Origin of the sequence: Streptomyces sp. Go-475 (genome assembly GCF_003330845.1) — a bacterium.
Taxonomy (GTDB): Bacteria; Actinomycetota; Actinomycetes; order Streptomycetales; family Streptomycetaceae; genus Streptomyces.
In genome coordinates, this window is the sequence record NZ_CP026121.1 from 4,349,765 (window position 1) to 4,363,943 (window position 14,179).

Annotated in this window: 9 protein-coding genes and 1 pseudogene; 8 read left to right on the plus strand and 2 right to left on the minus strand. The window is 71.1% G+C overall.

All coding sequences use genetic code 11. The features are described from left to right. Nucleotides 1-57 precede the first annotated feature (57 nt). A complete protein-coding gene (locus tag C1703_RS20130; RefSeq protein WP_114254182.1) occupies nt 58-1,713 on the minus strand; it encodes a protein kinase in 1,656 nt (551 codons plus the stop codon). 346 nt (nt 1,714-2,059) lie between these two features. On the opposite strand from C1703_RS20130, the gene C1703_RS20135 reads away from it, so the two are divergent. From C1703_RS20135 to C1703_RS20160, 6 genes are all read left to right on the plus strand, one after another. Continuing rightward, nucleotides 2,060-3,652: a protein kinase gene (locus tag C1703_RS20135; protein WP_114254183.1), complete on the plus strand. Its 1,593-nt coding sequence runs from the start codon at nt 2,060-2,062 to the stop codon at nt 3,650-3,652. Nucleotides 3,653-4,075: 423 nt separating this feature from the next. Continuing rightward, nucleotides 4,076-5,278: a pyruvate dehydrogenase (acetyl-transferring) E1 component subunit alpha gene (pdhA, locus tag C1703_RS20140; RefSeq protein WP_114254184.1), complete on the plus strand. Its 1,203-nt coding sequence runs from the start codon at nt 4,076-4,078 to the stop codon at nt 5,276-5,278. Nucleotide 5,279: 1 nt separating this feature from the next. After that, entirely contained in the window at nt 5,280-6,257 is a 978-nt protein-coding gene (locus tag C1703_RS20145) for an alpha-ketoacid dehydrogenase subunit beta (RefSeq protein ID WP_114254185.1), read from the plus strand. Between the two features lie 10 nt (nt 6,258-6,267). Continuing rightward, a complete protein-coding gene (locus tag C1703_RS20150; protein WP_114254186.1) occupies nt 6,268-7,728 on the plus strand; it encodes a dihydrolipoamide acetyltransferase family protein in 1,461 nt (486 codons plus the stop codon). 231 nt (nt 7,729-7,959) lie between these two features. After that, nucleotides 7,960-10,194, plus strand: coding sequence for a glycoside hydrolase domain-containing protein (locus C1703_RS20155; RefSeq protein WP_114254187.1), 2,235 nt, complete (start codon nt 7,960-7,962; stop codon nt 10,192-10,194). Nucleotides 10,195-10,214: 20 nt separating this feature from the next. Then, nucleotides 10,215-11,030, plus strand: a complete 816-nt coding sequence (locus C1703_RS20160; RefSeq protein ID WP_232840536.1) for a twin-arginine translocation signal domain-containing protein — start codon at nt 10,215-10,217, stop codon at nt 11,028-11,030. Nucleotides 11,031-11,124: 94 nt separating this feature from the next. On the opposite strand, the gene C1703_RS20165 is transcribed toward C1703_RS20160, so the two are convergent. Next, nucleotides 11,125-12,024 carry a serine hydrolase gene (locus C1703_RS20165; protein WP_114254188.1) on the minus strand — a complete coding sequence of 300 codons (900 nt, stop codon included), beginning with the start codon at nt 12,022-12,024 and terminating at the stop codon, nt 11,125-11,127. A 208-nt stretch (nt 12,025-12,232) separates the two neighbouring features. Here C1703_RS20165 and C1703_RS20170 point away from each other — a divergent pair. Both C1703_RS20170 and C1703_RS20175 read left to right on the plus strand, forming a co-directional pair. After that, nucleotides 12,233-12,884: pseudogene (locus C1703_RS20170) on the plus strand (GntR family transcriptional regulator). Continuing rightward, entirely contained in the window at nt 12,881-14,176 is a 1,296-nt protein-coding gene (locus C1703_RS20175; RefSeq protein WP_114254189.1) for an MFS transporter, read from the plus strand. Before C1703_RS20170 ends, C1703_RS20175 begins: the two are co-directional and overlap by 4 nt. The last annotated feature ends 3 nt before the right edge of the window (nt 14,177-14,179 follow it).

Genomic DNA, 14,179 nt, shown 5'->3' on the forward strand with positions numbered 1-14,179 from the left:
GGGACGAAAAGGGGCCCGGCGGCCGAAGCCGCCGGGCCCCTCCTCATGTCCGGGCCGTCAGGACGGCGGGTTGCCCGTCGAGACGCCGAGCTCGATCTCGGGCATGTTCTTCGGGTCGACGTCGGTGTCGGCGGACGGGAACTGGTTCATGACCGTGCCGTCGCCGTACGTGTTCTCGTCGACGTCCGTGGTCTTCACCTGCCAGCCGGCCGCCTGCAGGCAGGCCTTGACCGACGTGATGTTCTTGAACTTGAAGTTCGGGATCCGGATCTTCTCGGGGTCGTTGTAGGACTCCTGCGGCTCCGTGCACTCCTCCGTGTCGATCGTCTTGGAGGTGTCCGGGCCCCGGTAGCCGGGCTTCTTGTCCGCGGAAGCCGGCGCCGACGCGGACGCGCTCGCGTCGCCGCCCCCGCCCGTGTTCTCCTCGCCGCCGCCGTTCAGCAGGAGCGCGGTGACCAGGCCGCCGACCGCGATGACGGACACGATGACCGAGCCGATGATCACCGGCCGGTTGCTCCGGCCGCCGCCCGAGGAGCCCGTCGAGGTCGGGGGCGTGAGGTTGTACGGCGGCGGGGTCGACGGGCCCGGCTGCGGGGAGTAGCCGGCCGGGGTCGGCGTCTGGTAGCCGCCCTGCTGCGGATAGCCGTAGGCCGGGGACGGCGCCGAGGGGGCGGGTGTGCCGTACGGGTTCGGCGGCGGGGTCGGCTGGTACGGCGTCTGGACCTGGCCCGAGGGCGGCGGGGTCGCCTGGTCCACCGGCGGGAAGACGGCCGACCCGACGCCCGCGCCGCTCGGGGTCTGCGCGCCCGGGACGATGCTGGGCGGCGCGGCCTGGAAGGACGCCGCCACGCGCAGGCACTCGTCGCGCATGGCCTCGGCACTCGGGAAGCGCTCGTTCGGGTTCTTCTTCAGGGCGCGGGCGATCAGCGCGTCCACGGCCGGGGGCAGCGCGCGGTTCACCGAGGACGGGACCGGCGGCTCCTCCTGGACGTGCGCATACGCTATGGCCAGCGGCGAGTCCGCGTCGAAGGGCAGCCGCCCGGTGACCAGTTGGAACAGCATGATGCCGACCGAGTACAGGTCGGAGCGGGCGTCCACACCGCGGCCGAGGGCCTGTTCCGGCGAGAGGTACTGCGGGGTGCCGACGACCATGCCGGTCTGCGTCATCGACGTCACACCGGACTGCATGGCGCGGGCGATGCCGAAGTCCATGACCTTGACCACGCCGCGCTTGGTCATCATCACGTTGCCCGGTTTGATGTCGCGGTGGACCAGGCCCATCTCGTGGCTGATCTCCAGCGCGGCCAGCACGTCGGCGGTGATCTTCAGCGCCTTGTCGGCGGGCATCGCGCCCTGCTGCCGGACGTCCTCGTCGAGGACCGAGCCGAGCGGGCGGCCCTCGACGTACTCCATGACGATGTACGGCGTCGTCATGCCGTCGAGGGTGTCCTCGCCGGTGTCGAAGACCGAGACGATGTTGGTGTGCGTGAGCTTGGCCACGGCCTGGGCCTCGCGGCGGAACCGCTCGCGGAAGGCCTGTTCCCGTCCGAGATCCGTGTGAAGTGTCTTGATCGCGACCTGTCGGTCGAGCACGCTGTCGTAGGCGAGGTGCACCGAGGCCATGCCGCCCTGGCCGAGGAGGTCACGCAGTTGATAGCGGCCACTGGCGAGCGCCCGCCCCGTGTGCTGGCCCTGTGCGCCGTCCTGGCTCATGTTCCCTGTCCCCCGTAGCCCCTGAAGGCGCCGCCGACCGGTGTTTATCCGTCGTTGATCCAAACCGCCATTCCCGGCCAAGTCTGCCCCAGGGCACTGACACGTCAAGCGCGGTGCCCGTTCCGTGACCGTACGCGAAGGAAGCGTCGCGGAAGCGTTACAGGGGGCGTACGGCCGGTGCACAGAATTTGCACGACAGTGCGGAGTAAAGGTTTCATGGCCCGTCCGTCCCGTGCCGGTCCTGGCACCCGTCTCGGACCGGAGGCTTGCGCGGAGGCTGTAGCGTGGCCGACGGAGACCGTAACAACACCGCGCGCACCGCGGGCAGAAACGACGGCGAGGACTGATGGCACAGCAGCAGCGCGCTCAGGGCCCGTCCGACCCCGAGGCGACTGGCGGCGGCATGTCGGACGCGCCGGAGTCCTGGGGCAACGGCGGGCTGGTCGGGGACGGCCGGTACCGGCTGACCCACAGACTCGGCCGGGGCGGCATGGCCGAGGTGTTCGCAGCCGAGGACGTCCGCCTCGGACGCACCGTCGCCGTCAAGCTGCTCCGCTCCGACCTCGCCGAGGACCCGGTGTCCAAGGCGCGCTTCACGCGCGAGGCCCAGTCGGTGGCCGGCCTCAACCACCACGCGATCGTCGCCGTGTACGACTCCGGCGAGGACTTCGTGGGCGGCCAGTCCGTGCCGTACATCGTCATGGAGCTGGTCGAGGGCCGCACCATCCGCGACCTGCTGCTGAACGCCGAGGCGCCCGGCCCCGAGCAGGCGCTGATCATCGTCTCGGGCGTCCTGGAGGCGCTCGCCTACTCGCACCAGCACGGCATCGTGCACCGCGACATCAAGCCGGCCAACGTCATCATCACGCACAACGGCGCCGTGAAGGTGATGGACTTCGGCATCGCCCGCGCCCTGCACGGCGCGTCCACGACGATGACGCAGACCGGCATGGTCATGGGCACCCCGCAGTACCTCTCCCCCGAGCAGGCCCTCGGCAAGGCCGTCGACCACCGCTCCGACCTGTACGCCACCGGCTGCCTGCTCTACGAGCTGCTCGCGCTGCGCCCGCCGTTCACCGGCGAGACCCCGCTGTCGGTGGTCTACCAGCACGTCCAGGACATCCCGACGCCGCCGTCCGAGGTCTCCGACGCCTGCCCGCCGGAGCTGGACGGCCTGGCCATGCGCGCGCTCGCCAAGGAGCCCGACGACCGTTTCCAGACGGCCGAGGAGATGCGCGGACTGGTCCAGTACGCGCTGCAGATGCTCTACGACCAGGGCGGCCACACCGGCACCTGGAACACCGGCCCGGTCGACATGCACGAGGGCCGGCACACCCCGTCGGGCGGCTTCGCCGGCACGGCCGTCATGGGCCACCCCGGGGACGCCTCCGGCACCACGCAGATCCCCTCGCCGATCCTGCCCTCCGGCTACGGCAACGGGGACGACGGCGGCTTCGAGGGCAACGGCAACAAGGGCAGCGGCCGGGGCAAGCTGTGGATCCTCGCCGTGCTCGCGGTGATCGCCATCGCCGCGGGTGTCGCCCTGGCCCTGCAGAACACCGGCGACAACAAGGACGACCCGAGCAAGAAGCAGTCGCCGACCTCCTCGCAGACGACCGAGGAGAAGACGCCCAGCGAGACGCCGAGCGACGAGGTCACCGACGAGCCGACCGACACGTCCACGGACGACGGCACCGGCACCGGGAACGGCAACGGCAACTGGACGCCGTCGTACACCCCGTCCTACACGCCGTCGCAGAGCGCCCCCGAGTCGCCCACCGGCGAGCCGACGGGCCAGCCGACCTCCCAGGAGCCGACCGGCGAGCCGACCGACCAGGAGCCCACGGACCCGGGCAGCACGCCGACGGGCGACACGGGCGGCACCGACGCCGGCACCACCACCGGTGTGGTCGGCGGCCCGGGCGGCGAGGGCGGCTGACAGCCGGAGAAACACGTGATCCACGCGCGCGTGGGGCCCGGAGACGGGGCCCACGCGCGCGTGCCGTTTCGGGCACGCCGACAAAAGAAGTCTTCCCGTGACCTGGGTCACCGGGTTAACGTGCGGTAGCTCCGGCCTCCTGCAAGGCTGTGACCAGGGACCCTTCGACGCCTTCCCGATTTACTTGGATATCCAAGCAAAATCGCAGGTCAGGAGGGGTTTCACAGAAATGTGGCGCACTGGGTAACGTGCTTTCTGCAGGGCGCTCGCCGGGGCACCTGTCACGCCTGTTCCCGGCCGAGTGGCACCCACCCCGTGTCCCGGTGGTCGAGAACAGGTGAGCCGCTCCCCCAGGCTCAAAAGAGCAGGGGGACCCCCAGGCCTACCGGCAACCCCGTGGCCCGGACCGACGGAGGAGCACACGTGACCGTGGAGAGCACTGCCGCGCGCACACCGCGACGCAGCGCCGGAAGCAAGGCCGGCACCACCGGCACCAAGCGCACCACCCGCACCACCGCCAAGAAGGACGCCGGCGCCAAGGGCACCGAGCCCCAGCTCGTGCAACTGCTGACGCCCGAGGGCAAGCGGGTCAAGAACGCCGAGTTCGACAAGTACGTCGCCGGTGTCACCCCGGAAGAGCTCCGCGGCCTCTACCGCGACATGGTGCTCACCCGCCGCTTCGACGCCGAAGCCACCTCCCTGCAGCGCCAGGGCGAGCTGGGCCTGTGGGCCTCGCTGCTCGGCCAGGAGGCCGCCCAGATCGGCTCCGGCCGGGCCCTGCGCGACGACGACTACGTCTTCCCCACCTACCGAGAGCACGGCGTCGCCTGGTGCCGCGGGGTGGACCCGACCAACCTGCTCGGCATGTTCCGCGGCGTGAACAACGGCGGCTGGGACCCGAACGGCAACAACTTCCACCTCTACACGATCGTCATCGGCTCCCAGACGCTGCACGCCACCGGCTACGCCATGGGCGTCGCCAAGGACGGCGCGGACAGCGCGGTGATCGCCTACTTCGGCGACGGCGCCTCCAGCCAGGGCGACGTGGCCGAGTCGTTCACCTTCTCCGCGGTCTACAACGCCCCCGTCGTGTTCTTCTGCCAGAACAACCAGTGGGCCATCTCCGAACCCACCGAGAAGCAGTCCCGCGTGCCGATCTACCAGCGCGCCCAGGGCTTCGGCTTCCCGGGCGTCCGGGTCGACGGCAACGACGTGCTCGGCTGCCTCGCGGTCACCCGGTGGGCCCTGGAGCGGGCCCGCGCCGGCGAGGGCCCGACCCTCGTCGAGGCGTTCACCTACCGCATGGGCGCCCACACCACCTCCGACGACCCGACCCGCTACCGCGGCGACGAGGAGCGCCAGGCCTGGGAGGCCAAGGACCCGATCCTGCGCCTTCGCCGCTATCTGGAGGCCTCAAACCACGCGGACGAGGGATTCTTCGCGGAACTGGAGGCCGAGTCCGAGGCGTTGGGCAAACGAGTGCGCGAGGCGGTCCGCGCCATGCCGGACCCGGACCACTTCGCCATCTTCGAGAACGTCTACGCGGACGGCCACGCGCTCGTCGACGAGGAGCGCGCCCAGTTCGCCGCGTACCAGGCGTCGTTCGCCGACGAGGGGGGCAACTGAAATGGCTGAGAAGCTGGCTTTGGCCAAGGCGATCAACGAGTCGCTGCGCCGCGCCCTGGAGTCCGACGACAAGGTCCTGATCATGGGCGAGGACGTCGGCAAGCTCGGCGGCGTCTTCCGGGTGACGGACGGGCTGCAGAAGGACTTCGGCGAGAGCCGCGTCATCGACACCCCGCTCGCCGAGTCGGGCATCGTCGGCACGGCGATCGGCCTGGCCCTGCGCGGCTACCGCCCCGTGGTGGAGATCCAGTTCGACGGCTTCGTCTTCCCGGCGTACGACCAGATCGTCACGCAGCTCGCGAAGATGCACGCCCGCTCGCTGGGCAAGGTCAAGCTCCCGGTCGTCGTGCGCATCCCCTACGGCGGCGGCATCGGCGCGGTGGAGCACCACTCCGAGTCGCCCGAGTCGCTCTTCGCGCACGTGGCGGGCCTGAAGATCGTCAGCCCGTCGAACGCGTCGGACGCGTACTGGATGATGCAGCAGGCCATCCAGAGCGACGACCCGGTGATCTTCTTCGAGCCCAAGCGCCGCTACTGGGACAAGGGCGAGGTCAACACGGAGGCGATCCCGGGCCCGCTGCACAAGGCCCAGGTGGTCCGCGAGGGCACCGACCTGACCCTGGCCGCCTACGGCCCGATGGTGAAGCTCTGCCAGGAGGTCGCGGACGCGGCCGCCGAGGAGGGCAGGAGCCTGGAGGTCCTGGACCTGCGCTCGGTCTCCCCCCTCGACTTCGACTCGATCCAGGCCTCGGTCGAGAAGACCCGCCGCCTGGTCGTCGTCCACGAGGCGCCGGTGTTCTTCGGCTCGGGCGCGGAGATCGCCGCCCGGATCACGGAGCGCTGCTTCTACCACCTGGAGGCCCCGGTGCTCCGGGTCGGCGGCTACCACGCGCCGTACCCGCCGGCCCGCCTGGAGGAGGAGTACCTGCCGAACCTGGACCGGGTGCTGGATGCCGTCGACCGCTCGCTGGCGTACTGAGGAGAGGGTCGTGACGACGATGACGGAAGCGTCCGTGCGCGAGTTCAAGATGCCCGACGTGGGCGAGGGGCTCACGGAGGCGGAGATCCTCAAGTGGTACGTCCAGCCCGGTGACACGGTCACGGACGGCCAGGTGGTGTGCGAGGTGGAGACGGCGAAGGCGGCCGTCGAGCTGCCCATCCCGTACGACGGCGTCGTCCGGGAGCTGCACTTCCCCGAGGGCACCACGGTCGACGTGGGCACGGCGATCATCGCGGTGGACGTGAGCGGCGGGGCCGCGCCGGTGCCCGTCGCCGAGCAGCGGCCGGCGACCCCGCAGGCGGCCGAGGAGCCCAAGGCGGAAGGTTCCGGCTCCGGCCGCCAGCCGGTCCTGGTCGGCTACGGCGTGGCGACCTCGTCCACGCGCCGCCGCCCCCGCAAGGGCCCGGAGGTCCCGGTCCAGCAGGCCTCGACGGCGATCCAGACGGAGCTGAACGGCCACGCGCCGGCGACCCCGGCCGCCCCTGACCCGACCGCCCCGGCCACCCCTGCGCCGACCGCCCAGGCCGCCCCGGTCACCGCCGGGCGTCCGCTGGCCAAGCCCCCGGTCCGCAAGCTGGCCAAGGACCTGGGCGTCGACCTGGCGACGGTCGTCCCGACCGGCCCGGACGGCATCATCACCCGCGAGGACGTGCACGCGGCGGTGGCCGCCCCCGAGCCGAAGGCCCCCGAGCCGTCGGCGGTGCCCGCGGCGCCCGCCCCGGCCGCCGTCCCGGCCTCGTACGACACCGCGCGCGAGACCCGCGTCCCGATCAAGGGCGTCCGCAAGGCGACGGCGGCGGCGATGGTCGGCTCGGCGTTCACCGCGCCGCACGTCACGGAGTTCGTGACGGTCGACGTGACGCGCACGCTGAAGCTGGTCGAGGAACTGAAGCAGGACAAGGAGTTCGCGGGCCTGCGCGTGAACCCGCTCCTGCTGATCGCCAAGGCGCTGCTCGTCGCGATCAAGCGGAACCCGGACATCAACGCGTCCTGGGACGAGGCGGCCCAGGAGATCGTGGTCAAGCACTACGTGAACCTGGGCATCGCGGCGGCGACCCCGCGCGGCCTGATCGTGCCGAACATCAAGGACGCCCACGCCAAGACGCTGCCGCAGCTGGCCGAGTCGCTGGGCGAACTGGTGTCCACGGCGCGGGAGGGCAAGACGTCCCCGGCGGCCATGCAGGGCGGCACGGTGACGATCACCAACGTCGGCGTCTTCGGCGTCGACACGGGCACGCCGATCCTCAACCCGGGCGAGTCCGCGATCCTCGCGGTCGGTGCGATCAAGCTCCAGCCGTGGGTCCACAAGGGCAAGGTGAAGCCCCGTCAGGTCACCACCCTGGCGCTGTCGTTCGACCACCGCCTGGTCGACGGCGAGCTGGGCTCGAAGGTCCTGGCCGACGTGGCGGCGATCCTGGAGCAGCCGAAGCGGCTGATCACCTGGGCGTGAGCCGACCGCCCGCGGCCCCCCGCCCCACCCGGGGCGGGGGGCCGCTCGGCCTGTGACCACGAGGGTGAACCGCAGGGGCGCCGACGCGCACAAAAAGCGCTTGGAACTTGCCCAGATACCTCACGGTAAGCGGTTTAGCCGGACATACGATCACTCTCACCAAGAGATCGACCACTGCCCGGCGTCCAGGGGGGAACCCGGGCACTCCCTCGAAGGTGAGCCAAACCCCCCATGCGCGACGCGATGGTGCTCAAAGCCCAGAGGTTCGTGAACTCCGTCTACGGCAGCCGTATCGGCACCACCGTGGAGGAGACCGGCGAGACCGACTGGGCCACCCTCTACGCACTGACCCGTGCCCTGCAGTACGAGCTGGGCATCACGGCACTGTCCGACAACTTCGGCCCCACCACACTCTCCACGCTGACCGCCAAGTACCCCAAGCTCAACGCGGACACCGTCCCCTCGCCCGACTTCTGCCGCATCATCCAGGCCGGCCTGTACTGCAAGGGCTACGACGGCAGCGACCTCGACGGCACGTACGGGGAGCGGACCCAGGCGGCCGTCACGAAGCTGAAGACGGACATGGGCGTCCAACAGGCCTTCCCCGGCGCGGATCTGACACCCAAGGTGTTCAAGGCGCTGCTGACGATGGACGCGTACGTCCTCGGCCCCTCGGGCACCTCGCAGGTCCGCGAGGTCCAGCGGTGGCTCAACGGCCGCTACCTCCAGCGGCAGGACTTCTTCGTCATCGCCTGCGACGGCCGCGTCTCCCGGGACACCACCCGGGCCCTGGTCTTCGGCGTCCAGTACGAGGTCGGCATGGCGGACGGCACCGCCAACGGCAACTTCGGGCCCGGCACCCAGTCGGCCCTGAAGTCGCACCCGGTGAAGCAGGGCGACAAGGGCGTCTACGTCCAGCTGTTCTCCGCCGGGATGGTCGTCAACCGGCGGCCCGTCGCCCTCACCGAGACCTTCGACTCCTACCTCGCCTCGGCCGTCCGGGCCTTCCAGACGTTCGTCGCGCTCCCGGCCACGGGAGAGGGCGACTTCTCCACCTTCGCCGCCCTCCTGGCGTCCTACGGCGACCAGTCCCGCCCGGGCCGGGCCTGCGACACCATCGCGAAGGTCACCCCGGCGCGGGCGGCCACGCTCAAGGCGGCGGGCATCACCTACGTCGGCCGCTACCTCACCAACCCGAGCGCCAAGTCCCTGCCGGAGAAGGCCATCCAGCCGGGCGAGCTGGCCACCATCGCCCAGCAGGGCCTGCGCTGCTTCCCGATCTACCAGACCGTCAACAACGACGCCGCCGACTTCGACTACGTCGCCGGGCGCACCGCCGGGTACGCGGCGGTCAACGCCGCCCGGGACCACGGTTTCAAGCGGGGCACGCGGATCTTCTTCGCCGTCGACTTCGACGCGATCGACGCCGAGATCACCGCGAACGTCCTGCCGCACTTCAAGGGCATCAAGGAGGCGATGGCGGACTCCGGGAACCCGTACGAGATCGGGGTCTACGGCTCCCGCAACGTCTGCGCGCGGGTCGGTGCGGCCGGCTACTCCACCGCGAGCTTCGTCGCCGACATGTCCTCGGGCTTCGAGGGCAACGCCGGGTACCCGCTGCCGAACGACTGGGCCTACGACCAGTTCGTCATCCGCACCCTCGGCTCGGGCGACGGGCAGCTGGAGGTCGACGTCGACAGCGCCTCCGGGCGGGACACCGGGCAGGGCTCGTTCGACCGGCCGCGGCCCGCCGTCCCGGACGTCGCCTTCGACACCCGCCAGGTGCCGGCGCTGCGGGCCGACCTCGCGCGCTACATGCAGTCGATCGGACGACCCGACATGGGCGGCGTCGGCGCTGACGCCAAGCTCTACACCAACGCCCAGGCCGTCCAGGCGATCCAGGACCAGGACGCGCTGATCACCCAGCTGTCGAACACGTACAAGATGCGCAAGGCGCTGATCCAGACGGCCGTCTACTGGGCCATGCGCGACTACAGCCTCGCCGACCAGGCCACCGACCAGCAGGTCGCCGACCACCATCTGTCGGGCTCCGGCTCGGTCCGGGACTCGCACACCGGCATCGGCGAGATCAGCGCCGCCGACGCCATCCAGGCCTGGAACCACTGCATCGGCTGGGGTTTCGCCACCGGCGACCACCGCGACCCGGCGAAGGACGCCGACCTGTGGGCCGTGTGGCAGCAGCTGAGCAAGGACAACGGGTTCAGCGTGCGCACCGCGGCCCTGGTCCACCTGTGGGGCACCCGGGGCAGGCCCGGCGGTCAACTGCCCCCCGGCGACCGCGTCACCACCCCGCGGTCCATGCGTCTCGACCTCGTCGAGTTCGAGATCACCGAACTCCTGCGCCGCTACCGGGCCTGGGACCCCGACGTGGAGTCCCAGACGCACCAGAGCCTGGCCGTCTACCAGATCTTCGAGAAGTACAACAGCATCGCCCGCAACGCGTGAAACTCCGGAATGAGATCCCGTTGAAGCTGAGTCTCCCCCGCATCCCCCGCAGCGGTCCCCGGCCCGGTGCCGGGCACCGCCGCGTCCTGTCCCGCCGTGCCCTGCTCGGCCGTATCGCCGCGATCGGCGGCGCCGTGGGCGTCGCCGCCCTGCCCGTCTCCCACTTCCTCTCCCAGGCGTACGCCGACGCGAACAACCCCATCCCGGGCAGCGTGCGGGACGCCCTGCGCAGCGCGCAGGACCGGACCCGGCGCGTGCTGGCCGGTTCGCGCTCCCACAACGGCTGGCAGATGGAGAACGTCGCCGACGACGGCGGCACCGTCTACACCCGCCCCGTCCCCGGCACCCCGCTCAAGGGCGTCGCCATGCGCATGGGCGACGTGGAGACCGTCCTCGTCCATCTGCTGCGCCGGTTCCACTACGAGGTCGATGCCCTGCGCCGGGGCGACGTCGTCGGCTGGCACGACCCGTCCGAGGTCGCCAGGGCCCGGCCGGAGTCCAATCTGGCGTCCGGCACGGCCGTGCGGATCCGGCCGGGCTCCTACCCGCGTGGCGTCCGGGGCGGTTTCTTCCCGCAGCAGGAGGTCGTGATCCGCGACATCCTCGCCGAACTCGACGGCGTGGTCCGCTGGGGCGGCGACGACCGTACGCCCGACGAGTCCCTGTTCTCCATCGACGTACGGCCGGGTGACAAGCGGCTGGCCGAGGTGGCGGCGCGGATCCGCGGCTGGCAGCTGGAGCCGGGAGTCGGTGCCGGTTCCCCCGTGAACGTGCTGGCCGGCGCCCGGCGCAAGGCGGCCCGGGCGCTGGAGCGCCGCCAGCGGACGGCGGTGTAAGGCTTCAGGACGCGCGCGCCCGGACGCGCGAAGGGGGCTCGCCACCGGCTGCGGCGAGCCCCCTTTCCTGTGCCCGGTCGCTGCCGGGGCCGTGCTACTTGGCGAAGCCGTAGTTCAGCAGCTTCGTCGCGTCCGCCTTCCGCGTGGGACCGTCGGTCGAGGCGAGAACCGTGCCGATGACCGTCTTGCCGTTGCGGGTGGCGGCGAAGACCAGGCAGTACCCGGCCTCCGGGCCGGAGCCGGTCTTCACACCGATGGCGCCGGTGTAGCTGCTGAGCAGCGGGTTGGTGTTCTCCCACGGGGCCATCGTCCGCGTGCCGCCGGACTTGGTGGTCGTCTTCGCCGTGTACTTCTTCGTCTTGACGACCGTGCGGAACGTGGAGTTCTTCATCGCCGCGCTGGCGAGCTTCGTCAGGTCGCGCGGCGTGGAGTAGTTGGCGCCCTTGCCGATGCCGTCGAACGAGTCGAAGTGGGTGTTCTTCAGGCCCAGGTTCTTGGCGGTGGTGTTCATCTTGCCGATGAACGACTTCACGCGCGCCGCGCGCGTCGAGCCCGAGCCGAACTTGTCGGCGAGGGCGTACGCCGCGTCGCAGCCGGACGGCAGCATCAGCCCGTACAGCAGCTGGCGGACGGTGACCTTGTCGCCGACGATCAGCTTGGCGTTGGACGCCCAGTTGTTGTCGACGATGTAGTCGCTGTACGCCTTCTGGACCGTGACCTTGCTGTCCAGGTTGAGGTTCGACTGCTTCAGCACCACCAGGGCGGTCATGATCTTGGTGGTGGAGCCGGTGGAGCGGCGCGTGTCGGCCGCCTTGGTGTAGAGCGACTTGCCGGTCGCGTTGTTCATCACGTAGCCGCCCTTGGCGGCGATCGTGGGCGCCGTGGCGGCCTGCGCCGGCGCGATGGTGAGGGCTCCGCTCGCGAGCATGGCGCCGGTGGTCACGGTGACGGCCGCGGCTCTCCGGAGACGGGTGCCCTGAATGCCGGTTATCAAGTGAAGTACCCCGATTGCGTTGAATGCCCCATCAGTGCGGCCGAGTTGAGGACGAGGGGAAAGGGGCCGCACGTGTCTGACTTGTAACTAGCACACCTGGTTGTGCCCTTGCCGGGCGGGGCCCCTGCTTTGCCACAGATGTGTGACATTCGAGTCCGCATACTGGACGTATCCCTCCATGGGTACCTGTTGTATCTATGCTGTCGGCATGACCCTGGCCGTGAAGCAACCGCCCGCCGCCGACCGCGTCTACAGCCACGTCAAACAGGGCGTCCTGGAGCGCCGCTACGAGGGCGGGACCCTCCTCACCGAGGGCGAGCTGGCCGAGGCCGTCGGCGTCTCGCGCACGCCCGTGCGGGAGGCGCTGCTCCGGCTGGAGGCCGAGGGGCTGATCCGGCTCTACCCGAAGAAGGGCGCCCTCGTCCTGCCGGTCTCCGCGCAGGAGATCGCGGACGTCGTGGAGACGCGGCTGCTCGTCGAGGAGCACGCGGCGCGCAAGGCCGTGCCCGCGCCCCCCGGGCTCATCGAGCGCCTGGAGGAGCTGCTGGCCCGGCAGAAGAAGCAGGCCGCCGCCGGGGACCTCGCCGGGGCCGCCGTCACCGACCGCTGCTTCCACGCCGAGATCGTCCGCAGCGGCGGCAACGAGATCCTCTCCCGCCTCTACGACCAGCTGCGCGACCGCCAGACTGCGCATGGGCGTCGCCGTCATGCACTCCCACCCCGACCGGATCGCCAAGACCCTCGCCGAGCACGAGGAGATCCTCGACGCGCTGCGCGCCGGGGACGCGGAGGCGGCCGTCGGGCTCGTCCACCGGCACATCGGCTGGTTCTCCCACCTGGCCCGGGGGGAGGTCCGATGAGCGCCACCGCGATGCCGGGCGATCCTCCCGGCGGCCGGCGGGCGCTGGCCGTCTGGGGCATCGGCGTCTCGGTCTACTTCGTCGCGGTCATCTTCCGCACGTCCCTGGGCGTCGCCGGCCTCGACGCGGCCGACCGCTTCCACGTCAACGCCTCCGCCCTCTCCACCTTCTCCATCCTCCAGCTGCTGGTCTACGCGGGCATGCAGATACCCGTCGGCCTGCTCGTCGACCGGCTCGGCACCAAGAAGGTGCTCGCGCTCGGCGCGGTGCTGTTCACGGCCGGGCAACTGGGCTTCGCGTTCTCCCCGTCGTACGGCATGGCGCTCGCCTCCCGGGCGCTGCTCGGCTGCGGTGACGCGCTGACGTTCATCAGCGTGCTGCGGCTCGGCAGCCGGTGGTTCCCGGCCCGGCGCGGGCCGATGGTCGCCCAGTTCGCGGGGCTGGTCGGCATGGCGGGCAACCTCGTCTCCACGCTCGTCCTCGCGCGGCTCCTGCACGGCATCGGCTGGACACCGGCGTTCGCCGGCAGCGCGGTCGCCGGGGCCGTCGTCTTCGTGCTGGTGCTGCTGTTCCTGAAGGACCACCCCGAGGGCCACGAGCCGGAGCCCCTTCCGCACCAGGGCGCGGCCTACGTGCGGCGGCAGATCGCCGCCTCCTGGCGGGAGCCGGGGACCCGGCTCGGCCTCTGGGTGCACTTCACCACCCAGTTCCCGGCCATGGTGTTCCTGCTGCTGTGGGGCCTGCCGTTCCTGGTCGAGGCGCAGGGCCTGTCCCGGGCCACGGCGGGTGAACTCCTCACGCTCGTCGTGCTCTCCAACATGGTCGTCGGCCTGGTCTACGGCCAGATCGTCGCCCGGCACCACGGGGCCCGGCTGCCGCTCGCGCTCGGCACGGTCGGCACGACGGCGGCACTGTGGGCGGCGACGCTCGCCTACCCCGGCGCGCACGCCCCGATGTGGCTGCTGATCGCGCTGTGCACGGTGCTCGGGGCGTGCGGGCCCGCGTCGATGATCGGCTTCGACTTCGCCCGTCCGGCGAACCCGCCCGAGCGGCAGGGCACGGCCTCCGGCATCACCAACATGGGCGGCTTCGTCGCCTCCATGACCACGCTGTTCGCCGTCGGGGTGCTGCTGGACGCCACCGGCGACGACTACTCCGTGGCCTTCTCGGCGGTGTTCGCGCTCCAGGCGCTCGGCGTCAGCCAGATCCTGCGGCTGCGCAGGCGGGCGGCCCGGCGGGAGCGGGAGCGGCTGGTGGCGAGCCGGGTGGAGACGGTGCACGTGCCGGCGTAGCCG

Bases quoted from the DNA above. Each gene is read 5' to 3' on its own strand.
- C1703_RS20130 (WP_114254182.1), bottom strand. From the start codon at position 1,713: ATGAGCCAGGACGGCGCACAGGGCCAGCACACGGGGCGGGCGCTCGCC.
- C1703_RS20135 (WP_114254183.1), top strand. From the start codon at position 2,060: ATGGCACAGCAGCAGCGCGCTCAGGGCCCGTCCGACCCCGAGGCGACT.
- C1703_RS20145 (WP_114254185.1), top strand. From the start codon at position 5,280: ATGGCTGAGAAGCTGGCTTTGGCCAAGGCGATCAACGAGTCGCTGCGC.
- C1703_RS20155 (WP_114254187.1), top strand. From the start codon at position 7,960: ATGCGCGACGCGATGGTGCTCAAAGCCCAGAGGTTCGTGAACTCCGTC.
- C1703_RS20175 (WP_114254189.1), top strand. From the start codon at position 12,881: ATGAGCGCCACCGCGATGCCGGGCGATCCTCCCGGCGGCCGGCGGGCG.